Genomic DNA, 21938 nt, shown 5'->3' on the forward strand with positions numbered 1-21938 from the left:
CGTTGACTTTTAAAATGAGGCCTTCATTTTAAAATGCAAATTGCATGTTTTTATATTCTAACTTTTTTTGAGATAAATTTCCTTAAAAAAATGAAATGTTTTTAAAAAAAAGACAGGTTAAAGGAGCTAAATCGTTACAAGCTGTGTGTTTGTGAGATTTTTATCTGAAATTAATCTGAATTATGGAAGGAAAGACCCATACTTATTTTTAGGTAAGTATGGGTAAAATAAGAAAATAAATCTATTTTTTGCCAATATTTGGCAGCAATACTGTAAAAATCCCAAGTAAGGGTAAGAAAGCACAATAATGATAAACTTGTTCAATACTGGTCTGGTCTGCGATATGGCCTAAAACGGCAGCGCCAACGCCCCCCATGCCGAATGCTAACCCAAAGAACAACCCTGATACCATGCCGGTTTTACCAGGGATCAGCTCTTGTGCGTAGACTAAAATAGCCGAAAATGCAGAGGCTAAAATCATACCAATAATTACGGTAAGCACCCCAGTCCAATAAAGAGATGCATAGGGTAAAATTAAGGTAAATGGCGCAACTCCAAGGATTGAGAACCAAATAACGTATTTACGTCCTATTTTGTCACCTATTGGCCCACCAATCATAGTACCTGCGGCAACGGCAAATAAGAAAACAAACAAATGAATCTGAGCATTTTGTACAGAAACACCGAACTTATCGATCAAATAAAAGGTGTAATAGCTACTGATACTTGCCAAATAGAAATATTTTGAAAAAATCAGAATTAACAGTACTGCCAAAGAGCCAATAATTGTTTTTCGTGGTAGGACTTTAACATTCCCTGCACTGATCGGCTTTTTACTTGCTGCGCGGTGTTGTTGTTTGTACCAGCTACTGACTTGCAACAAGATAACAATTGCAAGCAGAGCAGCGAGCGAGAACCAGCCAATATTGCCTTTTCCGTAGGGTTCAATAATTAGTGCTGCAAGTAGTGGCCCAAGGGAGGCGCCCAAGTTGCCTCCGACTTGGAAAAATGATTGTGCCAGACCATGACGCCCCCCTGAAGCCATACGAGCAACACGAGAAGATTCAGGATGGAAGACAGAAGAACCAGTTCCAACCAATGCGGCTGCAAGTAATATGGTCGGGAAGGTTTCTGCCATCGCTAACAAGATTAGCCCCGTTAGCGTGAAGCTCATTCCTATTGGCAAGGAATAAGGTTGTGGATGTTTGTCCGTATAGTAGCCAATAATCGGTTGCAACAGTGATGCGGTAATCTGATAAGTAAGGGTAATCATCCCGATTTGGGCAAAACTCAATGAGAAATCAGATTGTAATAAAGGATAAATGGCTAAGATCAGTGACTGGATCATGTCATTGAGTAAATGAGAAACACTGATCGCAGTTAGGATACTAAAGACCGTTTTCCCCGTTTTGTTTAATGGCTTTGACGGGCTTGGGTTGTTGGGGGTTGTGGTTTGCTCACTCATGTCATTATCAACTTTTTGTGTTACATAATTGTTATTAATATAACTGAAATACAATTTATTTAAATGAATAAATAAATTACGTGAATAACTAGTGCTCGTTAATTATTTGATGGCGATCTCATTTTTATGAAACGAATTTCTTATTCTGCAATAGGTATCAAATCCTGCTCATATTTTTATGCTATAAGACAGCAGGTAGTGACAAACTATAATCTAATATGACTGTATAAAAATTCCTATACCAGCAGGGAGAAATGTATGAAGTTTGCATTTAAGGCATGCGCATTAACGGTATCGTTAGCGTTAATACCCGCAACTATGGCAAATGCGTGGGAAAAAGACAAAACATACAATATTACCATTTTGCATACCAATGACCATCATGGCCACTTTTGGCACAACGACCACGGTGAATATGGTTTAGCAGCGCAAAAAACGGTAGTTGATGAAATTCGTGACGAAGTTGCTAAGCAAGGTGGCAGTGTTTTACTGCTCTCTGGTGGCGATATTAATACCGGTGTACCAGAGTCTGATTTACAAGATGCAGAACCTGATTTTAAAGGAATGAACTTAGTCGGTTATGATGCTATGGCATTAGGAAACCACGAGTTTGATAACCCACTTGAGACGCTGCGTCAGCAAGAAAAATGGGCAACCTTTCCGTTTTTATCCGCCAATATTTATCAAAGCAGTACAGGTAAACGCCTTTTCAAACCTTACCAAATCTTTGATAAACAAGGTGTAAAAATTGCGGTTATGGGTTTAACCACTGACGACACCGTGCGTATTGGTAACCCTGCCAACTTCCCTGATGTCGAATTCCGTGTGCCTGCGGACGAAGCCAAAAAAGTGGTTGAAGAGCTCCGTGCGACAGAAAAACCAGACATTATCATCGCCGCAACCCATATGGGGCATTATGATGATGGCAACCATGGTTCGAATGCCCCAGGCGATGTAGAAATGGCACGCAGCTTACCCGCTGGTTATTTAGATATGATAGTGGGTGGTCACTCACAAGACCCTGTTTGTATGTCTCAAGAAAAGAAAAACTACAAACAGGAAGACTATGTACCCGGTACACCGTGTGCGCCAGATAACCAAAATGGAACTTGGATTGTGCAAGCCCATGAATGGGGTAAATATGTTGGCCGTGCGGATTTTGAATTTAAAAACGGTAAGTTTACCCTGAAGCACTACCAGTTAATCCCAATTAACTTGAAGAAAAAAGTCACAAAAGAAGATGGGACTAGCGAGCGAGTTTACTATACGCAAGAAATTGCTCATAACCCTGACATGATGAAATTACTGACACCTTATCAAGAAAAAGGTGACAAGCAATTGAGTGTTAAAGTGGGCTCTGTTGAAGGTAAACTTGAAGGTGATCGCAGTAAAGTGCGTTTTGTGCAAACCAATATGGGGCATCTTCTGTTAGCTGCACAAAAAGAACGCGCAGGGGCTGATTTCGCGATTATGAGCGGTGGCGGTGTTCGTGATTCCATTGAAAGTGGCGATATCACTTATAAAGATGTGCTTAAGGTTCAACCGTTTGCCAATGAGTTAGTTTATGTGGACTTCAAAGGTGATGAAGTTATCCCATATCTGACTGCGGTTGCGAATATGAAACCAGATGCAGGCGCGTATGGTCAGTTCTACAATGTGAATTTAACCCTGAATAAAGATGGCACGATTAGTGATGTCAAAATTGATGGGAAGCCTGTTGACCCGGCCAAAACGTATCGTATGGCAACGTTGAATTTCAATGCAATTGGTGGGGACGGTTACCCGAAAATTGACAACCACCCTAATTACGTTAATACCGGCTTTGTCGATGCGGAAGTGCTCAAAGGGTATATTGAAAAACACTCCCCGCTGAAAGCGGCAGACTATGAGCCAAAAGGTGAAATTATTTATAATAATAAATAATTAAATCATTATTACCTTGAAAGCCTCACCGCTCGCGGTGGGGCTTTTTATCGTCATTATTTAGAGCAAAAAACATGAGCGACTAAATGAGGGCCTTCATAAATATCAAATGAATGATAATTTAATAAATATTCATGAGGCGCATGTTCAACAAGAAAGCGCACAGTTCCTCGGCTTATTTGTCGATTATGGCTATTGCGTAAATGAAACGCTAGCTGGAATATCACACTCCAAGATTCATCGGGTTTGAGGCTGAAACGAGCAACAGCACAGTAAGACCCAATTGCTGGCGGCTGTTGCCTACCACCTTCTTGAGCGGATAACCATTCAATCGTCGCTGTGATTGTCACGGGTTTAATATCATTTCCGTATTTCAGCAAAGGTTGCATTTAGCACTTTGGCGAGATCGGTAGGAGCAAGTTCAATATCTAGCCCACGTTTCCCACCTGAAACAAACATAGTGGCATATTGCTGAGCTTGGTCGTCAATTACTGTTGGTAAGCGCTTTTTTTGACCTAATGGGCTAATTCCCCCAAGCAAATATCCCGTTGTTTTTTGAGCGATTTGTGGGTCCGCCATTTCAACTTTTTTGACCTTAAACACTTTGGCAACCTGTTTTAAATCTAATTGCCCTGAAACAGGTGTTACGGCCACGGCTAACGTTTTTTGATCGCCATTGAGTGCGACTAACAAGGTTTTAAACACTTGCTTGGCATCTAACCCAAGTTTTTGTACTGCTTCATCACCAAAGTTACTTTCATTTGGGTCGTGGTCATAAGGATGTAAAGTGAAGGAAATTTTTTGTTTTTCGAGTAATTTAACGGCTGGGGTCATTTTGAGCCTTCTATTTATGACTTAGTTTCGCAAATATTCTACCAGACTATTTTCACCAAACAGGTGTAACGCACCAACAGCAACCACATAGTTACCATCAGGAAGTGACCTAAGTTGTTCGCTCCAATTCGCGTTTCGTTGCTTCATCAATACTTGGTAAATATCTTCGCTAAAGGTATTGGGTAAAGCGGTACGATTATTGGGTTGGTAGTCTAGCCACCAGCCTATCATCGTTTGTAGCGAGCGCGCGTTTTCACGCCAGTGTTTCAATGAGTCTTGTAATAACGCTAACCCATTATTAGGCAAAGAAAGCAGCAATTCAACTTGAGAGGCGGTTCCTTCTAGTTCAATAATTGGTTTGAGTTGTGATTGCGCATTACGGATAAGTTGGTAGTCAATACCGTAGTGGCCTCTAAGCCCGAGTTCTTGGGCTTGGGTTGCTTGCAAAATCAGGGCGATTTGCCATGAGGGTAAGGCATCAAAGCGTTCGGGGGATTGGTGGAGCTCTAAGCAATATTGTTGAAAAAGGTGATATTCATCAAGAGTGAGTCGTTGTTCGACAGGGAGAAGTTCGGTGGTATCGCTAGGAAATGGGGAGTGAGTTTCAGTGATATCCGCCTCAACGATCAAGGCATCTGCGAGATTAAGTTTATCTAATAATGTGGCAGACAAAGGAAACATATTTTCTGTTCCCATATGGATGCTACCCACAACGTGCAATTTAAGATTTTTTGATAGCCGAATATCAATGGCAGGGTAAGGGTAAGCCGGAGCGGTTTGCGTATGAAGCCAATTTTTTAAATTTTCGAACAGTTTACCCACGATTTCGTCCCTGTGTTATCTCTCATTTTATTAGGTTAAACAATCTAGCCGCAATTTGCGAATACTCATCGCTAATTGCGCATTTTTTAGCAGATTGATGACATCGTGGAGGCGAAAAAATGCCCCTGTCAAAGGGGCATGGTAGGGTTAATTATTTTTACTGATACCTTTAAATACACTGAGTAACGTGAACAAACTAAAGGAACTAAACACCATTTCGATACCAATTAGGGTTGTCAGTAAGGTAATTGATGTAATTGGGCCATTACCGATAAGTAAATAGGCAATAAAGAAATCTAACAGCCCAATGATGATTTGTAACCAGCCACCCGCTGAGCTAATTTGTTGGAAGCCGACGTACAGCCGAATGACCCCACCCACGATAAATAAAGCCGCCACTAAAATAGCCAAAGCTACCAAACTTTGTAACGGGTCTTTAATAAACGAGTAGCCGACAATGATATAGATAAGGCCAATAACAAAACCAAATAACCGAGACCAACCGGTATAGATCACGGTACTTAGAATGCTTACAATCGCGCCAACGCCCCCAATAATCAGGAGCACCCCAAGTACGGTACTAACGGCAATGCCTGAAATCATTGGGTTGATAATGCAAAAAATTCCACCAGCCAACAGTAAAATGGATAAGATCACCAAAAAGGTACGTTGCTTTTTAAACTCTTCGCCTGCAAGTTTGGCGAGTTTTTCACGATCAATATTAAGCATTTTGTACTCCAAATATTAAGTAACTAACTATTTATAAGTATAGGCTTAGCTTGATATTAATGACATAAAAAATAATGCGATTTTTACTTAGTAAGAAAATGAAGTGTTGTGGTGACAAGGTTTCGATATGAACAGCATTCATCATTAAAAAGGGAGGAACTCATGTTCCTCCCACTTTTGGGTATTATTTTTCAGGTTTAAAGCGTAATAAGCGGTTTGCGTTACTGACCACGGTAATGGATGATAAAGCCATTGCTGCGCCTGCAACGACAGGGTTAAGTAAAGTCCCGGTAATTGGGTATAAAATACCCGCGGCAATTGGGATACCTAAGGTATTGTAAACAAAGGCCCCAAATAAGTTTTGCTTCATATTACGCAGTGTTCCTTTCGAAATAGACACTGCATCGGCTACACCATGTAAGCTTTGGCGCATCAGGGTAATCGATGCAGTTTCAATAGCGATATCACTGCCGCCGCCCATCGCAATACCTACGTCAGCTCGGGCTAGAGCAGGGGCATCATTGATACCATCACCCACCATCGCAACTTTGTGGCCTTTAGCTTGTAAGGCTTCAATCGCGGCGGATTTACCGTCTGGCATGACGCCTGCTATTACCTCATCAATACCCGCTTCTTTGGCTATCGCATTGGCAGTTACTGGGTTATCCCCGGTTAACATGACTAATCGGAAACCTTGTTTATGTAACCGCGCCAGTGCGCTTATGCTATCTCCACGCAATGGGTCACGGATAGATAACAGTGCGGCAACTTTACCATCAACAGCCAGCAAAACAGGCGTTACGCCTTGAGTGGCTTGTTGGTGTAATGTTTCTTCAACGTCACGGGTATCAACATTATTTTGCGCTAACAGTTTTTGGTTACCTAACAAAATAGTTTGGCCGTTAATTATTGCACTAATACCTAACCCAGCTAAGGTTCTAAACTGCTCATTAGCGGGTAGTGTTAAGCCTTTTGCGCGATTTAAAACAGCGCGGGCAAGTGGGTGATTAGAGCCATTTTCTAATGAAGCGGCAAACTGTAAGGCGGTATCTTGTTCGAACCCATTAAACACGTGGATATCCGTAACTTGAGGCATGCCTTCAGTCAATGTACCTGTTTTATCAAATACTATGGTATCTAATTCACTGGCTTGCTGTAATGCATCTGCATCGCGTACTAACACGCCAAACTCAGCCGCTCGGCCCACGCCAGAAATAATCGACATTGGTGTTGCAAGGCCAAGCGCACAAGGGCACGCAATAATTAACACGGTTGTGGTGATAACGAGTGCGTAAGTAATCTGTGGTGCAGGCCCAACAAAGTACCAAATTGCACCTGAAATTAAGGCGATAGCTACTACAATCGGCACAAAGACGGCAGAAATACGGTCAGCAAGCTGGCCAATTTGTGGTTTACTACTTTGTGCTTGGCGAACAAGGTGAATAATTCGAGCTAAAGTCGTTTGGCTACCGACAGCCGCGGCACGAAATAGCACGGTACCATCTTGTACCACAGTACCTGCATGGACTTGATCTCCTTTGCTTTTTTGCTGTGGGATCGGCTCACCCGTGAGCATGGCTTCGTCTAACCAAACCTCGCCTTCGATAATTTCACCATCAACAGGGACACGGTCACCAGTTGCTAAGCGTAAAACCATCCCTTTTTTGACTTGCTCCAGTGGCATATCCACTTCGCCTTGCTCTGTGACAACACGGGCAGTTGGCGGTGTCAGGTCTAGCAAGCGTTCAAGGGCTTTTGATGAACGTTGGCGAGCTCGCTGTTCTAGGGCATGACCAAGGTTAATAAGACCGATGATCATGGCACTGGCTTCATAATAAAGGTGGCGAGCTTGGTCTGGGAATAACTCAGGCCAAATATTCACCACAATCGAATAAAGCCAAGCCGCTCCTGTTCCTAACGCAACTAAGGTATCCATAGTGGCGCTGCCATTTTTCAGGCTTTGCCATGCATTACGATAAAAGTGCCCCCCTGCAAATACCATTACCGCAAGGGTTAATGCACCTATGGTGAGCCAAATGGTATGGTTTTGCTCAGTCAGCACCATGTTATCGCCCATCATCCCCCATACCATCACAGGGATACCAAGGGCAAGAGCTAATGCCGATTGCCAGCGGAAGCGGCGCATATTGGCTTGCGCGACTTCTTGTTGGCGCTCACGGCGTTTGGCTTCATCTTGAATGATCTCCGCGCCATAGCCTGCTTTGACAACCGCGTCGATTAAATCATTTGGTTCAGCAGTTCCGGTGACTAAAGCACTGCGCTCTGCTAAGTTGACACGTGCATTTTCAACGCCCGGTACGCTATTTAAGGCTTTCTGGACTTTGTTGACACAACTGGCACAGGTCATGCCATCGAGCAGTAACTGTATGCTGTCATCCATTGGGCTAATTTCAGGCTGTTCACCTAAATCAGACTCTTGTGCCGGGATCTCACAGATTGCCGCTGAATCAGCTTCCGGCTGTTCAGTTGTGGTACTCAGCGGCTCAGTTTTTGGGTGAGATTCATTCTCAGTGGCTTGGTAGCCAGCGGCTTGAACCGCAGCAATTAAGGCGTCTACGGAGGCCGTACCACGAACAACAGCGGTTTGGGTATCGACAGTTGCGCTTTCAACACCATCAACCGCTTCTAGCGCCTGCTGTGTTTTAGCGGCACATTTCATGCAAGTTAGACCCGAAAGGGCTAAAGTGATCGCTTTTGTTTGAGCCAGTTCTGCATTGTAGCCAGCTTGTTGAACGGCAGCGATTAACGTTTGCGCATCCGCAGTGCCATATACCTTGGCGCTAGTCGTATCGACAACAGCAGTGGCGACACCGTCAACCTCTTCGAGTGCTTTTTGTGTTTTACCCGCACATTTCATACAATTGAGGCCAGAAAGTTGTAATTCGATATCTGGGGCTGTAGCCACTTCAGCTTCATAACCTGCGTCAACGATGGTTTTAATTAAATCAGCCACATTGGCATCACTTTCCATCACGGCATAATCGATAGTGACTTTTAAGTTAGTGACATCACCGCGCCCTTCGAGCGCTTTAGTGACTGAGCCGACACAGTGCATGCAGCTTAGCCCCTGTAATTTTAAAATAATCATGTTACTCATTTTGCAGCCTCCAAAACCCGTTTGATGTATTGGGTCTATAACTTTATCTACAATTAGGTCTATAATTCGACAATGAACAAAGGTTACACCTTCCAGCAAGGTTAAGGTCAAGAGGAATTATGAATATTAGTGAAATTGCCAAAAAAACGGGCCTAACTGCAAAAGCTATTCGTTTTTATGAAGACAAAGGGCTAATTACACCGCCTGAAAGAGGGGAAAATAGCTACCGTTATTATCAGGAGCGTCATTTAAACGAACTCGTATTGCTCAAACAGGCAAAAGATGTGGGTTTTACCTTGGATGAATGTGGCGAACTGTTAGGTTTATTTCGTAATCCAACCAGACATAGTGCGGATGTAAAAACGACAACGATAGCGAAGATAAATGAAATAGAGCAGACAATCGTTAAATTGTCTGCTATTCGAGATACATTACAAGAGCTCGTGGACGTATGCCCTGGGGATGATGGTGCGGATTGCCCAATTATTGACCACTTGGCGCGTGGGTGCTGTCATCATGCGAAGGCTTAACCTGCAAGGTGATGCCGTCTACTGCGATGACCACCACTTCTGTATTGGCACTTAATGGCGTGTCGCTATAGACACGCCAACTGCCATCCGCAAGGCGTACACGGCTAAAACCTTCTTCAGTATCTGACAACAAACGGCTTTTAACACCGATGAGTTGATGGCTAATTTGGTTGACGTTATCTGCCTTATTTTTTTGCCTATTCCTCAACCAGTTGCGCCATAACACAGCAGAGACAACGGTAAAAATGGCAAATAAAATCCCTTGCCACTCCCAACCGATAAATGGCAGTGCCCAAGCGATAACCCCAACAAGCACCGCAGCAATACCCGACCATAAAAGATAGCCTGCGGTACCAAGAAGTTCACCAATCAGCAATAGCCCACCAAGGCACAGCCAAAACCATGCGGGTTGAGCACTGATAAGCTCTATCATTCTTTTACCTGCTTTTTCATGGCACTGGTTTTCTTGCTTTCTCCGATTAGCTCAGTAATCCCACCAATTGCGCCCATTAAATTACTGGCTTCTAATGGCATCATGATGACTTTGCTGTTTTCGGCAGAACCAATACTGGTCAGTGCATCGGTGTATTTTTGCGCCACAAAGTAATTAATAGCCTGCATATCACCAGCGGCAATAGCTTCAGATACCATTTGTGTCGCTTTTGCTTCCGCTTCCGCGGCTCTTTCACGCGCTTCGGCTTGTAAAAATGCCGACTGGCGTTCCCCTTCGGCTTTGAGAATTTGTGACTGTTTTTCACCTTCAGCTTTTAAAATTGCCGCTTGTCGGATCCCCTCGGCCTCAAGAATATCGGCACGTTTAGTACGTTCAGCCTTCATCTGCGCATTCATCGCACTAATCAATTCTTTTGGTGGCTTCACGTCACGAATTTCGATACGGGTAATTTTGACACCCCAAGGGTTGGTTGCTTCATCCACCACGTGCAGCAAGCGGCTATTAATGGAATCACGTTGTGACAACATTTCGTCTAGTTCCATGGAGCCTAATACGGTACGAATATTCGTCATGGTTAAATTCAGTACCGAAAGCTCAAGGTTGCTAACCTCATAGGCTGCACGTACTGGGTCAACGACTTGGATAAAGCAGACGGCATCAATAGTGACGTTGGCATTATCGCGAGAAATAACTTCTTGAGATGGGATATCAAGGACTTGTTCCATCATATTGATGCGACGGCCAATTTTGTCCATAAATGGTACAATAATATGCAAGCCCGGTTGTAGCGTACGGGTATAGCGGCCGAAGCGCTCAACCGTCCATTGGAAGCCTTGCGGTACTGTTTTAACACAGGTAAAAACAATAACGACAGCGACAAAAATGATAATCGGTATTGCACCAAAGGCGAACAAGTCCATATTTAACCCTTAATTAGTAAAGTAATGAATATACTTGGCGACGGTATTTACTGGCAATTGCATCACCGGTTCCCATTGCCGACATAATATCCATCATGGTTTTTCTTACTGCGCCGTCACCCGCACCCAAGTCGGTACGTAAAAAGCCGAATAACATTTCCAGCGCTTCTTCGTTGCGGTTCACCTCATGCAGTTTTAGGGCTAATTGAACCGCTAACGTTGTATTTTGTGGATCTTGATTGAATTCATCTTGTAATTGCTGAATTTCAGGGGTGTCCGCAGCTTGCTTCAATAATTCAATTTGTGCGATTAAACCTTGGTAACGACTGTCTTTATCCTGTAATGGGACAGCTTCTAAAGTAGCTTGTGCGTCATCAACGAGATTTAAACCGATTTGTGTTTCTGCCAATAATAACGTGATGTCGCTATTTTTGGGGTTCAACTGATGGGCTTCTTTTAACAATGGCAGCGCTTCTTGTGTTTTACCTTCTGCAATTAATTCAGCAGCTTGTGCTGCTTTCATTTCTTCTGGGCTTGGCAGCACACGAGATAAAATTTCCAACACCACCTCTTCTGGTTGTGGTCCTTCAAAGCCATCAACAGGGCGGCCATTTTGTAATACATACACAGTAGGGATCGCTTTTAAGCCAAACTGGCTTGCGATCATTTGTTCTTCATCACAATTAACTTTAGCTAAAATAAATGACCCTGCGTAGTCGTTGGCAATTTTTTCCAACATGGTACCGAAATCTTGGCAATGAGGGCTACGCGGTGACCAAAAGTAAAACATGACAGGTAAGTTCATTGATTGTTCAATGACTTGGTGTAGGTTGGTTTCGTTAATATCAATTATCTGAGCGTTAGCAAACATAAGAAGTCTCTTTTGAATTTGTTATCAATAGAATTTGTGAGCAATAGTAATAAAGTGGGGCTGATTTTGCTTTTTTCAAGCTTTTTTCCCCTGATTTGCCAGTATTTTATCCATTATTTTGTCAGGTAAAATACGTTTTAAGATACGCACTGCGACGGTTAATAACGTGACAGAATAGCGAACTTTAGGGCGCGGGCTTTCTAACGCATGGATCAGTTTTTCTACCACATGTTCTGGTGTTAAGGTGAAACGTGAAGCAATACCTGGGTTTTTAACGGGTTTATCTTTTTGTGTTTGTTCAACATTTTGAGTAAAAGCCGTATGAATCGGGCCCGGTTCAATCAAACTCACTTTCACCCCTGTTCCTGCCAATTCTAAGCGTAGTGCATCGGACCAGGCTTCCAATGCGTATTTGCTGGCAGCATAAGCGCCACGTCCGGGAGTTGAAATAACGCCCATCACTGAACTAGTCTGGATAATTCGCCCTTCATGGTGCGCTAGCATTGCAGGTAATAGCAAAAAAGTTAACTGATGAACACCAAAAAAGTTAGTGGAAAACTGGGCTTCAAGTTGTTCGCGGCTGACGCTATTTAATGGGCCATACACCCCAAAACCAGCGTTGTTGAATAATCCGAAAAGGCGGTGATTACAGAGTGTTAACACCGTTTGAGCCGCGGTTTCTATGCTATCCTTATTATCGAGGTCAAGGGAGACAGTGTCATAACCTAGCTCTTTTAGGCGTAAAATATCGCTTTCTTTACGGCAGGCAACAATAACATGGTAGCCACGCTGCCGAAGTGTCTGTGCAGCACAAAAGCCAATACCGCTTGATGCTCCTGTGACCAGGACTGATTTTTTGTTTCGTGCCGATGTTTGCATAACTTTACCTTGGTTTCATGCAACTGAATCTATTTCGGGTATAAAAGAGCGTTTTAGTACCCTTGTTTAACGTCTGTTTTATTTGCTAGACGGTAAAATATGTTCGAAAAGCTGTTTTTCCATAAAATCAGCAATGGATGGCTGGGCTTCAACGGTAGGGTGAATACCATCTTGTTGTATCCATTCAGGCTTAGTTATCACGGTTTCCATATAAAACGGCAGTAATGGGATTTGATTACTTTGCGCCAATTTCGGATAGACTTTTTCGAAACTTGTCGTATAACGTTTTCCATAGTTAGGTGGAATGCGAATTTGCATTAAGAGCGGTTTCGCACCGGATTGCACGATTTGATCGATAATTTGCTGTAAATTAGCTTCGAGTTGTTCAACTGGGAGACCTTGTAAGCCATCATTTGCACCTAATTCGATCAATACCCAGTTAGGTTTGTTTTGTTCGAGTAAAACGGAAAGGCGTTCTAACCCCTGTGCAGAGGTATTCCCACTAATACTACCGTTAACAATAGCAACGGGTGGGGAAAGTTTCTGCCAACGTTCGGCAAGCAAGGAGGCCCAAGCCTGCTCAGCCGGTAAACGGTAGCCTGCACTTAGGCTATCACCTAAGATTAATAGCTTAGTTGACGCAAGTGCGTGCCCACTTGCAGTCAGTAACAGGAGAAATACCAATATATGTCGGCGAATAATATTCTTGAAGTTCATCATCTCATTAAACGTGTTGGTCAAGGTGAACATGAACTGACTATATTGCAAGGTGTTGAGCTAATTGTCGAGTCCGGGCAAACAATTGCTTTAATTGGGGAGTCAGGTTCGGGGAAATCAACCTTGCTAGGGATTATTGCGGGGTTGGATGACGGTTCCAGTGGAACGGTTAATTTATTAGGTCAAGACCTCACTAAAATGGACGAAGAGCAGCGGGCACGCTTACGGGCACAAAGTGTCGGTTTTGTGTTCCAATCCTTTATGTTGATCCCAACCTTAAATGCCATTGAAAATGTACAACTTCCTTCTTTGTTACGTGGCGAATCTGAGTCTGAAAGTTATCAACACGCGGCGAGTTTACTGACGGATTTAGGCTTAAAAGATCGCCTAAAACATATGCCACCACAGTTGTCAGGGGGTGAGCAACAGCGTGTTGCACTTGCTCGTGCCTTTAATGGCCGCCCACAGATTTTATTTGCTGATGAACCAACGGGAAATCTCGATCGCCACACAGGGGATAAAATTGCAGATTTACTGTTTGATATGAATAAACAGCATGGGACGACCCTTATTTTAGTGACTCACGATAACGAGCTGGCTGCGCGCTGCCAACGCCGTTTGCGCTTGGTCGATGGGCAGTTGAGGGAAGAAGCATGATTTGGCGTTGGTTTTGGCGTGAATGGAAAACCCCCTCGTTACTGATTGTTTGGCTTGCACTCACCCTTGCTGTTGCTTGTGTACTGGCTTTAGGGCGAATTAGCGATCGTATTGAAAATAGCATGAGTTACCAAAGCCGTGAGCTATTAGCGGGTGACTTAGTGTTACGATCTTCTCATCCAAGCGACCCTGCATGGTTACAAGAGGCCCAAAAAGAGGGTTTAACGTTAAGCCAACAAATATCATTTTCTACTATGGCTTATGCGACGGAAGATGAAGACGCTCGGCCACAACTGGTGTTAGTGAAAGCAGCGGATAAGGCATATCCATTATATGGTGAGCTTATCACTGAACCTGCTGGGTTAACCCCGACAAAAGGGGAGATATTAGTCGCTCCGCGGTTATTAGAATTATTGAACCTCAATGTAGGGGATAATATTGATATTGGAGATGCGACACTAAAAGTCTCGGGTAAATTAATTCAGGAGCCCGACAGTGGTTTTAACCCGTTCCAGATTGCTCCAAGAGTATTGATAGCAATTGAAGATGCACCATTAACAGGGGCAATTCAATTGGGCAGCCGGTTAACTTATCGCGACATGTTTGCCGGCGATCGCCAACTTATTGATGCATTTCAACAAAAATATGAGCAAGACCTACGAAATGATCAGCGTTGGTTTACGTTAAGCGAAAATAACGGTGCAGTGGGGAAAACCTTCCAACGTGCCCAACAGTTTTTATTGTTGTCAGTTTTATTAACCCTGCTGCTAGCCATTGCTGCGGTCGTGGTTTCAATGACGCATTATTGTCGTAGCCGCCATCAATTAATTGCGGTATTAAAAACCCTAGGCGCAGGGCGTAGCGCGTTGCGTCAATGGATTATTGGGCAGTGGTTAGTCATTTTAATTGCCGCGGCTTTACTCGGCTCATTATTAGGTTTGGCTTTTGAAGGCATTTTAATGCAAATCTTAGGGGCTATGTTGCCGAAGGAATTGCCGCCTGCGAGTTTGATGCCTTGGGTTTGGGCGATTGGTACATTATTTATTATTGCGATTATTGTTGGCAGCCGTCCCTATTACCAACTGATGGCAACTCAGCCTTCTAGAGTATTACGTGAAGATGCCAAATCACCCGTTTGGCCGCTATATTACTATCTGCCGATTGTTATTTTAATTGTGGTTGGCGGCTTATTTGTGTTTGCTGGCGTTAACCCTCTGCTGTGGTCAATTTTGGCGGGTATTGTCGTGGTTGCCGTTCTACTTGCGCTGATTGGTTGGGTAGGCTTATGGGGGCTACGCCATATTAAGTTCCGTCAATTAAGCTTGCGTTTATCTGTTAGCCGTCTATTGCGCCAGCCGTTGCAAACCATCACGCAAATGAGTGCTTTTTCATTGTCATTTATGTTGTTGGCGCTGCTGATTTTAGTGCGTGGTGATTTGCTTGACCGTTGGCAGCAGCAATTACCCGCAGATAGCCCGAATTATTTCTTGATTAATATGAACCAGTCACAGCTTGAGCCTGTTACCAAGCTATTAGCTGAGTTTGACGTGAAACCCACAGAGTTCAACCCTGTGGTGTTAGCGCGTTTAACCGATATTAATGACCAGTCAGCGATTGAGTGGGCGGATCAACGTGATCCAAATAATAATACGGTACGACGTGAATTGAGCTTAACTTGGCAATCTGATTTAGCGCCAGCCAATGTGGTTGATGAAGGGACATGGCCACCGAAAGCGGGAGAAGTCTCAATTGAACAAACGGTCGTTAAAGAACTCGGGTTGAAATTAGGCGATAAACTTACATTTAACGCAGGGGCTCAGGTCTTTAGTGCAACAGTCAGTAGTATTCGTACGGTTGATTGGGAAAGCCTGCGACCGAACTTCTATTTTATTTTCTCTGAAGAAAGTCTTTCTCAAATGCCAGCTACTTGGCTGAGCAGTTTCCACTATGAAGGCGATGGGCAGCTATTAACGCAACTTAGCCGCCATTATCCAACCATTAATGTGCTCGATACTGGTGCAATTATCACCCAAATTCAGCAAATTCTTCAGCAAGTGAGCCAAGCCTTAGAAGTGATGGTGGTATTGGTTATTTTCTGTGGCTTGTTACTGCTGTTGGCACAAATTCAAGTGGGAATGAGCCAGCGAGAGCGGGAGCTTGTGGTATACCGAACGTTAGGCGCCAGCAAAAAGTTAATGCGTAGAACATTATGGAGCGAATTTGCATTACTTGGCTTAATGGCAGGGCTTGCGGCGGCATTTGGGGCAGAAATTGCATTATGGTTGTTGCAAAGTAAAGTGTTTGACTTCCCTTGGCAGCCAGAATGGCGTATGTGGGTATTATTGCCTTTGTGCGCGGCAATTCTATTGTCTATTTGTGGTAGTTGGTTAGGACTACGTTTATTAGGGACAGGTAGTCAGCACCGTCGTTTACCTAATAGTTAAATACTCGTCATACTTCGAGTTGCATGGGCATTGACTGCGCTCAGATAGGTTGATCTACATGCAACTCGAGTTATTTAGAACATGGTGGTATTAGGGAAACACCTTAATACCACTATTTTTGAACATTATAAAAACAACCTGTTTTTCAGTAAAATAACTGTCTCCAATCCTTCATAAAAGCTTCATTCATCGACGTTATGATTCCGCCATCAATTATTGATAGCCTTAAAATGGAAACATAACAATGCAGAATAACCATTCGATTAAACGTAAACTGGGCTCGTTATCTTTATTGGCTGGTTTAATTTCATTTAGCATCACCGGGTTTGCACAACAAGAAGTGCCAGCAACGTTAGCGGGTCACTCCATTCTTCCTGTTAATTCAACGGTTTCTTCCCCCGAAGGTGCACCTTCAGACATGCAAGTGAGCGGTAAATTTACCACTGGCGTTCGTGTTGATAGTTTGGGGAAAGTGGAAGGTAAATCCGCAGATCGCCCAACAGGAATGCATATTCCAATCAAAGGCCAGCCACGTCAAGGGCACTCGGGTATTAAACGTATGGCGGATGGCACTTACTGGGTTTTAACTGATAATGGATTCGGCAACAAAGCCAATTCTCCTGATTCGATGTTGTATGTCACTCAATATGATATTGATTTTCAATCAGGTAATACAACGCCATTAAAAACGGTTTTCTTCCATGACCCCGATAAAATTATCCCTTTTCATATTACGAATGAGAGCACAAAAGAACGCTATTTAACAGGCAGTGATTTTGACCCTGAAAGTTTTCAATTTGTGGGTGGTGCTCTATGGGTTGGCGATGAGTTCGGCCCTTACCTAATCAAAATGGATTTGGATGGCAAAGTATTAGCTTTATTTGAGACACAAGTAGATGGAAAGAAAGTCGTTTCTCCTGATCACTACCAAATCACAACACCGGGTAAACCCGCAGATAAAGTGAATTTCCAAGTCAACCGTTCAAAAGGTTTTGAGGGTATGGCGTCATCGCCAGACGGTTCTAAGCTCTACCCAATGCTAGAAGGGGCGATTTGGCTTGATGACAAACAAGATTATGAACATGTTGATGGCAAACGCGCAGCACGTATTCTTGAGTTTGATGTGAAAAAACAAAATTGGACAGGCAGAAGCTGGTTGTATGTCTTTGAAGACAATCAGAATGCCATTGGTGACTTTAACTTAATCGATGATACCCACGGCCTAATCATTGAGCGTGATAATGGTGAAGGTACAGCAGATAAAGCCTGCACGGCGGGAAGCAGTAATACTGAAAATTGCTTTAGTAATTTAGCTAAATTCAAGCGTGTTTATCGTATTGAATTTTCAGATAACAATATAGGCAAACCAGTAGATAAGCAGGCTTATATTGATTTAATGAATATCAAAGACCCGAACAATATGGCAAGAAAACCGCTTAATGACGGAGTGTTTACTTTCCCATTCTTCACTATTGAAAACGTGGATGTGGTTGATAGTGAACACATTATTGTTGGTAATGACAATAACTATCCGTTTTCATCTAGCCGTGAGCCAAATAAAGCGGATGATAATGAGTTTATCTTATTAAACGTCCCTGAGTTGTTAAAACCGTAATTGATTTTGCGCCACCATTTAATTTTTTCGGTGGCGCAAATAAGCAGTATGTTTTGATCCAATATCTGGTCTTAAGCTTGTTTTCCCTTTGGTTTTAATTTTCCCGAGCTAATCACTCGGGATTTTTTATTTGTGATTGAGAGCAGGGGGCTTCATCATCAAAGTAAGGAATAAAATAACCACAACGGGAGCCGCGATAACCAAAAAAGCAGGGGTGAAACTTCCTGTGAAATCTTTTATTGCACCCGCAATAAAAGGCGCTAAGCAGGCAACCGTTGAAATTAAATTTACGACAGAGAATAGTTCTAAGTATGGGCCTCGGCCGAAATAATTTGACAGTAAAACACTGGATGCCAAAAAGGTCATGCCGTAGCCAATACCAACGCATAACACAAATAAAATAAGCCAAAGCCATGAGGTGGCAATACTGAGGAAAATGACACCTAATACCATGATAATTAGGCTACCGATTAATAGTTTCTTCGGTTCTAACCATTCGCCTGCGGCTCCACCAATAAACCTTGAGAATGCATTCACAAATGCCATTGTGCTTAATAATGAAACCGCCACTGTCATGCCAAAGCCGCGCTCTTCAATATGGGCGACAGCAAAACTGTTAACGGTGATACCACACCATAAAAACGAGGTATAAGTCGCAGCAATCAAGTAGAACTGCCATGTACGTAGTGCTCTGCCGACCGTCCATACTTCTGCAGTGCGATAAATAGGTTTACTTGCGTCACTAACTTGTTTTTGCATTACCTTTTTTGCGTGCTCTTGCTCTTTTTTACCTTCTCGCAGCATAAAAATCGTGATTAACGTGACAATGCTAAGATAAACGGCACATAGAACCCAATGCATACGCCATGAGCCTAATTGGTTTGATGCGTAAAAGTAAATCCAAGGGCCTGCAACACCCCCCAAGCCCCCGATGGTGAAATATAACCCAAAGGCAAGGGATTGTTTTTCAAATAGCCGCGAAAGTACATAAGTCCCCGGAACCGTGGCGAGTAAGGTGAAACCAATACCAATCAATGCAGTACCTAAAAAATAGGTGCTGATGGCTTGTGTGGAATAAAGGCTATAAAAGCCAGCAACAAAGACACTGGTGCCTAGCAATAAAGTGGCTCGTACACCCACTTTGCGGATTAACAGAGACGGGAGAAAACTCGCTAGCCCGCAAGTTAAACCCAGTAGCGTAAAACCAAAACCAGCCTCACTCCAGCTCCATTTGAGCTCACTAATCATCTCAGGTAAAACCACGCCAAGAGAGGTAAAGGTTGTCGCGGTGGCTAAAAAATAAACCAGCCCTAACAGAATAAGAATGCACCACTGATAAAACGGACTAAAAGTCTGCGAGGACATATTGACTCCAGTAATGCCGCACACCTTAAATCAGGATATTTGTTTTCTGGATAACGGCGAAAATAGCATAATGCCCGAAAATAGTTTCGGGCATCGAATCGGGCTATTTTCCCTATTTATTGATGAGAGTACCAGTCTAATTTTGCATTTGCCCACTCAATGCCACTTTTGTACTCATTTGGCAGAAGTGGGATCAAAGCCGCCAGTGTGGCAGATAATTGGTGGCAGTCACGATGGGAAAGGTTTAAATGACCTACTTTTCGGGCAGGGCGTACCTCTTTTTCATACCAGTGAAGGTGAACGAGGGGTAAGCTCAGCCAGTCTATATTTACATCAGTGCCGATTAAATTGACCATCACGGCAGGGCTATATACCTCTGGAGATGGCATTGGCAGGTTTAAAATAGCACGTAGATGTAACTCAAACTGGCTAATGGATGCGCCATTTTGTGTCCAATGGCCGCTATTATGTACTCGAGGCGCAATTTCGTTAATCAGCAAGTTATTGCCCACGACAAAGCATTCCATTGCCATCACACCGATATAACCAAGTTCATCCATCACTGCGCTGAGCATGGCTTGAGCTTGTTCTTGCTGCGGATTAGTTGACTTAGGGAAGGCCACACTGGTACGCAAAATGCCTTCTTGGTGTAAATTATGGGTGATCGGGTAAAAAACGGATTCCCCCGCTGCATTTCGGGCACCAATGACAGACACTTCCGCGTCAAAAGGGATACCTTGTTCAACGATGCATTCACCATAAATTTCAGCAGGCAGGTCTTTTTCATCACCAGGGCGAACACGCCATTGACCTCGCCCGTCATAGCCACCAGTTCTGCGTTTTACAATGAGAAACTCACCGAGTGTGGCAAACAGCTCAGGCCATTGTTCAGGGGATTCTAATAATGCCCAAGGTGCAGTAGAAAGTTGTAAGCTATCAAATAAGCTTTTTTGTGGAAACCTATCAGCTAAACGTGGAAAAATATCACGGTTAATAAAGGCATTATGGCGAGCTAATTCTTTTGTTAGCGGGGTTTCTGGCCAACGTTCAATTTCAGCGGTGATGACGCTTTGCTGATAAGGAACCGCTTCAGGTTCTGCATCAAGCCCTACAGGAAAAACAGCAATGCCTAATGGCTCACCCGCTTGACGCAGCATGCGGCCGAGTTGGCCATTACCAAGCACACAAACGGGTTTCATTATGCTTCCCTCGGGTCTGGGTTGTTTAGCACATCATTGGTTTGGGCTTCTCGCCACGCTGAGAGGCGGTTGAAAATAGCAGTATCACTTATTGCTAATACTTGAGCGGTTAAAAGTGCTGCATTTGCTGCACCTGCTTTGCCGATGGCTAGTGTGCCTACAGGGATACCTTTAGGCATTTGCACGATAGAATATAGGCTGTCAACACCACTTAATGCAGCGCTTTGTACAGGAACACCAAAAACAGGGACTAATGTTTTAGCGGCGATCATTCCTGGTAAGTGAGCAGCACCACCAGCACCTGCAATAATCACATCAAACCCATTTTTTTTCGCATTTTCAGCAAAGGAAAATAATTTATCCGGGGTGCGATGTGCAGAGACGATTTCGACGTGAAAAGGGATTTGGAGTTCAGTTAATACATCAGCTGCGTGCTGCATTGTCGTCCAATCACTTTTCGAACCCATAACAATGGCAATTTTTGCCGCAGATTGAGCAGGAACTTGGGCAGTCATTTGGTGCTTTCCTGTATTGAAAAAAACATCACCCTGAGGTGGGAAATTGAATTGTCTCGATCATATCATGGTAAAGCAGCAAGGAAAACGTTTGCGTGATTAATAAGTGAGCAAACAGTTGTGGCGATATATTAAAAATGGTTCGTTAGGCAAAATTACTCGAAAGGAAAGAAAATCAGTTCAATACCTTGCTCGTTTATTACAAAGGCGGAACCTTCATAGTGCCAAGCACCTAATACACCCCGATAATGCAACTTGCCTCCAATATTTACTTCATGAATAGCAGGGCGGTGAGTATGACCATGGATCATCCATTGCGCTTGGTGCCTTTGTAATGCATCAATAACGGCTTGTGAATTGACGTCCATAATCGACTCGGCTTTCATGCTGCTTGCATACTGGCTATTTTGGCGCATTTTTTGCGCGATACGGCGACGCACAAAAAGAGGGAGTAACAAAAACAGCCGTTGAACCCAAGGGGTATGAACTTTTTTACGGTAATTTTGATAGGCAGCATCGTCAATACATAATGTATCACCATGCAGAATTAAAATGCGCTTGCCGTAAAGTTCGAGCAATGTTTCCTGCGGGAGAATGGTCATGCCACACTGTTTCGCATAGCGTTGACCAATTAAAAAATCCCGATTTCCATGAATGAAATAGCAGGGAATTCCATGGTCAGTGAGTTGTTTGAGTTCGTTGGCAACTTGTTGATGTAGCGGATTGTCATCATCATCGCCCACCCAATAATTAAAAAAATCACCGAGAATATATAGGCTTTCGGCATGGATGGCTTGCTGTTGAATAAAATTAATAAAACCGGCGGTGATCGCCGGTTCATCTTCACTCAAATGCAAATCTGCAATGATGTAAGTGGACAT

20 protein-coding genes are annotated in these 21938 nt (G+C 43.4%); 5 read left to right on the plus strand and 15 right to left on the minus strand.

The genetic code is table 11. From position 1 onward, the window contains the following. Nucleotides 1–241: 241 nt before the first annotated feature. On the minus strand, nt 242–1465 hold the full coding sequence (locus PZ638_RS05275) for an MFS transporter (protein ID WP_004260347.1): 1224 nt from the start codon (nt 1463–1465) through the stop codon (nt 242–244). A gap of 258 nt (nt 1466–1723) precedes the next feature. Here PZ638_RS05275 and ushA point away from each other — a divergent pair, with 258 nt between their 5' ends. After that, a complete protein-coding gene (ushA, locus tag PZ638_RS05280) occupies nt 1724–3388 on the plus strand; it encodes a bifunctional UDP-sugar hydrolase/5'-nucleotidase UshA (RefSeq protein ID WP_004913593.1) in 1665 nt (554 codons plus the stop codon). Between the two features lie 56 nt (nt 3389–3444). On the opposite strand, the gene PZ638_RS05285 is transcribed toward ushA, so the two are convergent. The 5 genes from PZ638_RS05285 to copA form a co-directional block, all read right to left on the minus strand. Next, nucleotides 3445–3777 (minus strand): hypothetical protein, encoded by a 333-nt coding sequence (locus PZ638_RS05285; RefSeq protein WP_094960972.1) that lies wholly within the window; start codon nt 3775–3777, stop codon nt 3445–3447. Beyond that, entirely contained in the window at nt 3749–4222 is a 474-nt protein-coding gene (gene ybaK / locus PZ638_RS05290; protein ID WP_004260336.1) for a Cys-tRNA(Pro)/Cys-tRNA(Cys) deacylase YbaK, read from the minus strand. The genes PZ638_RS05285 and ybaK overlap by 29 nt, the downstream gene beginning before the upstream one ends. A 21-nt stretch (nt 4223–4243) precedes the next feature. Continuing rightward, a complete protein-coding gene (locus tag PZ638_RS05295) occupies nt 4244–5044 on the minus strand; it encodes a TraB/GumN family protein (protein WP_144140458.1) in 801 nt (266 codons plus the stop codon). Nucleotides 5045–5191: 147 nt separating this feature from the next. Then, complete coding sequence (locus tag PZ638_RS05300; protein ID WP_004260329.1) at nt 5192–5773, minus strand: HdeD family acid-resistance protein; 582 nt, start codon at nt 5771–5773, stop codon at nt 5192–5194. Between the two features lie 184 nt (nt 5774–5957). After that, complete coding sequence (copA, locus tag PZ638_RS05305) at nt 5958–8891, minus strand: copper-exporting P-type ATPase CopA (RefSeq protein ID WP_166185425.1); 2934 nt, start codon at nt 8889–8891, stop codon at nt 5958–5960. A 119-nt stretch (nt 8892–9010) separates the two neighbouring features. Between copA and cueR the strand changes: the two genes are divergently transcribed. Next, nucleotides 9011–9421: a Cu(I)-responsive transcriptional regulator gene (cueR, locus tag PZ638_RS05310; RefSeq protein ID WP_094960975.1), complete on the plus strand. Its 411-nt coding sequence runs from the start codon at nt 9011–9013 to the stop codon at nt 9419–9421. On the opposite strand, the gene PZ638_RS05315 is transcribed toward cueR, so the two are convergent. The 5 genes from PZ638_RS05315 to tesA all read right to left on the minus strand — a co-directional run bounded on the left by PZ638_RS05315 (nt 9375) and on the right by tesA (nt 13265). Further along, a complete protein-coding gene (locus tag PZ638_RS05315; RefSeq protein WP_164455216.1) occupies nt 9375–9854 on the minus strand; it encodes an NfeD family protein in 480 nt (159 codons plus the stop codon). The genes cueR and PZ638_RS05315 overlap by 47 nt on opposite strands. After that, on the minus strand, nt 9851–10795 hold the full coding sequence (locus tag PZ638_RS05320) for an SPFH domain-containing protein (RefSeq protein ID WP_004260315.1): 945 nt from the start codon (nt 10793–10795) through the stop codon (nt 9851–9853). The genes PZ638_RS05315 and PZ638_RS05320 overlap by 4 nt, the downstream gene beginning before the upstream one ends. A 13-nt stretch (nt 10796–10808) precedes the next feature. Beyond that, nucleotides 10809–11666: a co-chaperone YbbN gene (locus tag PZ638_RS05325; protein WP_094960978.1), complete on the minus strand. Its 858-nt coding sequence runs from the start codon at nt 11664–11666 to the stop codon at nt 10809–10811. A 75-nt stretch (nt 11667–11741) separates the two neighbouring features. After that, nucleotides 11742–12545: an SDR family oxidoreductase gene (locus tag PZ638_RS05330; RefSeq protein ID WP_140171205.1), complete on the minus strand. Its 804-nt coding sequence runs from the start codon at nt 12543–12545 to the stop codon at nt 11742–11744. Nucleotides 12546–12623: 78 nt separating this feature from the next. Beyond that, the gene (gene tesA, locus PZ638_RS05335) at nt 12624–13265 is read right to left on the minus strand and encodes a multifunctional acyl-CoA thioesterase I/protease I/lysophospholipase L1 (protein WP_036958279.1); all 642 of its coding nucleotides are present in this window, start codon (nt 13263–13265) and stop codon (nt 12624–12626) included. On the opposite strand from tesA, the gene ybbA reads away from it, so the two are divergent. The 3 genes from ybbA (at nt 13233) to PZ638_RS05350 (ending at nt 17978) form a co-directional block, all read left to right on the plus strand. Continuing rightward, complete coding sequence (ybbA, locus tag PZ638_RS05340) at nt 13233–13919, plus strand: putative ABC transporter ATP-binding protein YbbA (protein ID WP_004260298.1); 687 nt, start codon at nt 13233–13235, stop codon at nt 13917–13919. The genes tesA and ybbA overlap by 33 nt on opposite strands. Beyond that, the gene (gene ybbP, locus PZ638_RS05345; RefSeq protein WP_164564780.1) at nt 13916–16363 is read left to right on the plus strand and encodes a putative ABC transporter permease subunit YbbP; all 2448 of its coding nucleotides are present in this window, start codon (nt 13916–13918) and stop codon (nt 16361–16363) included. Before ybbA ends, ybbP begins: the two co-directional genes overlap by 4 nt. Nucleotides 16364–16607: 244 nt before the next feature. Next, a complete protein-coding gene (locus PZ638_RS05350; protein WP_272674000.1) occupies nt 16608–17978 on the plus strand; it encodes an esterase-like activity of phytase family protein in 1371 nt (456 codons plus the stop codon). Between the two features lie 126 nt (nt 17979–18104). On the opposite strand, the gene PZ638_RS05355 is transcribed toward PZ638_RS05350, so the two are convergent. The 4 genes from PZ638_RS05355 to lpxH all read right to left on the minus strand — a co-directional run bounded on the left by PZ638_RS05355 (nt 18105) and on the right by lpxH (nt 21938). Next, a complete protein-coding gene (locus PZ638_RS05355; protein ID WP_094960983.1) occupies nt 18105–19343 on the minus strand; it encodes an MFS transporter in 1239 nt (412 codons plus the stop codon). A 116-nt stretch (nt 19344–19459) separates the two neighbouring features. Then, complete coding sequence (purK, locus tag PZ638_RS05360; protein ID WP_004260270.1) at nt 19460–20542, minus strand: 5-(carboxyamino)imidazole ribonucleotide synthase; 1083 nt, start codon at nt 20540–20542, stop codon at nt 19460–19462. Further along, nucleotides 20542–21057 (minus strand): 5-(carboxyamino)imidazole ribonucleotide mutase, encoded by a 516-nt coding sequence (gene purE / locus PZ638_RS05365; protein WP_272674002.1) that lies wholly within the window; start codon nt 21055–21057, stop codon nt 20542–20544. The genes purK and purE overlap by 1 nt, the downstream gene beginning before the upstream one ends. Before the next feature lie 155 nt (nt 21058–21212). Beyond that, nucleotides 21213–21938, minus strand: a complete 726-nt coding sequence (gene lpxH, locus PZ638_RS05370) for a UDP-2,3-diacylglucosamine diphosphatase (RefSeq protein ID WP_094960985.1) — start codon at nt 21936–21938, stop codon at nt 21213–21215.

Source organism: Providencia hangzhouensis, assembly GCF_029193595.2.
GTDB lineage: Bacteria > Pseudomonadota > Gammaproteobacteria > Enterobacterales > Enterobacteriaceae > Providencia > Providencia hangzhouensis.

Coding starts and splice junctions, on each gene's coding strand:
- PZ638_RS05275 (WP_004260347.1), bottom strand. CDS start 1,465: ATGAGTGAGCAAACCACAACCCCCAACAACCCAAGCCCGTCAAAGCCA.
- ushA (WP_004913593.1), top strand. CDS start 1,724: ATGAAGTTTGCATTTAAGGCATGCGCATTAACGGTATCGTTAGCGTTA.
- PZ638_RS05285 (WP_094960972.1), bottom strand. CDS start 3,777: ATGCAACCTTTGCTGAAATACGGAAATGATATTAAACCCGTGACAATC.
- ybaK (WP_004260336.1), bottom strand. CDS start 4,222: ATGACCCCAGCCGTTAAATTACTCGAAAAACAAAAAATTTCCTTCACT.
- PZ638_RS05300 (WP_004260329.1), bottom strand. CDS start 5,773: ATGCTTAATATTGATCGTGAAAAACTCGCCAAACTTGCAGGCGAAGAG.
- copA (WP_166185425.1), bottom strand. CDS start 8,891: ATGAGTAACATGATTATTTTAAAATTACAGGGGCTAAGCTGCATGCAC.
- cueR (WP_094960975.1), top strand. CDS start 9,011: ATGAATATTAGTGAAATTGCCAAAAAAACGGGCCTAACTGCAAAAGCT.
- PZ638_RS05315 (WP_164455216.1), bottom strand. CDS start 9,854: ATGATAGAGCTTATCAGTGCTCAACCCGCATGGTTTTGGCTGTGCCTT.
- PZ638_RS05320 (WP_004260315.1), bottom strand. CDS start 10,795: ATGGACTTGTTCGCCTTTGGTGCAATACCGATTATCATTTTTGTCGCT.
- PZ638_RS05325 (WP_094960978.1), bottom strand. CDS start 11,666: ATGTTTGCTAACGCTCAGATAATTGATATTAACGAAACCAACCTACAC.
- PZ638_RS05330 (WP_140171205.1), bottom strand. CDS start 12,545: ATGCAAACATCGGCACGAAACAAAAAATCAGTCCTGGTCACAGGAGCA.
- ybbA (WP_004260298.1), top strand. CDS start 13,233: ATGTCGGCGAATAATATTCTTGAAGTTCATCATCTCATTAAACGTGTT.
- tesA (WP_036958279.1), bottom strand. CDS start 13,265: ATGATGAACTTCAAGAATATTATTCGCCGACATATATTGGTATTTCTC.
- ybbP (WP_164564780.1), top strand. CDS start 13,916: ATGATTTGGCGTTGGTTTTGGCGTGAATGGAAAACCCCCTCGTTACTG.
- PZ638_RS05350 (WP_272674000.1), top strand. CDS start 16,608: ATGCAGAATAACCATTCGATTAAACGTAAACTGGGCTCGTTATCTTTA.
- PZ638_RS05355 (WP_094960983.1), bottom strand. CDS start 19,343: ATGTCCTCGCAGACTTTTAGTCCGTTTTATCAGTGGTGCATTCTTATT.
- purK (WP_004260270.1), bottom strand. CDS start 20,542: ATGAAACCCGTTTGTGTGCTTGGTAATGGCCAACTCGGCCGCATGCTG.
- purE (WP_272674002.1), bottom strand. CDS start 21,057: ATGACTGCCCAAGTTCCTGCTCAATCTGCGGCAAAAATTGCCATTGTT.
- lpxH (WP_094960985.1), bottom strand. CDS start 21,938: ATGTCCACTTACATCATTGCAGATTTGCATTTGAGTGAAGATGAACCG.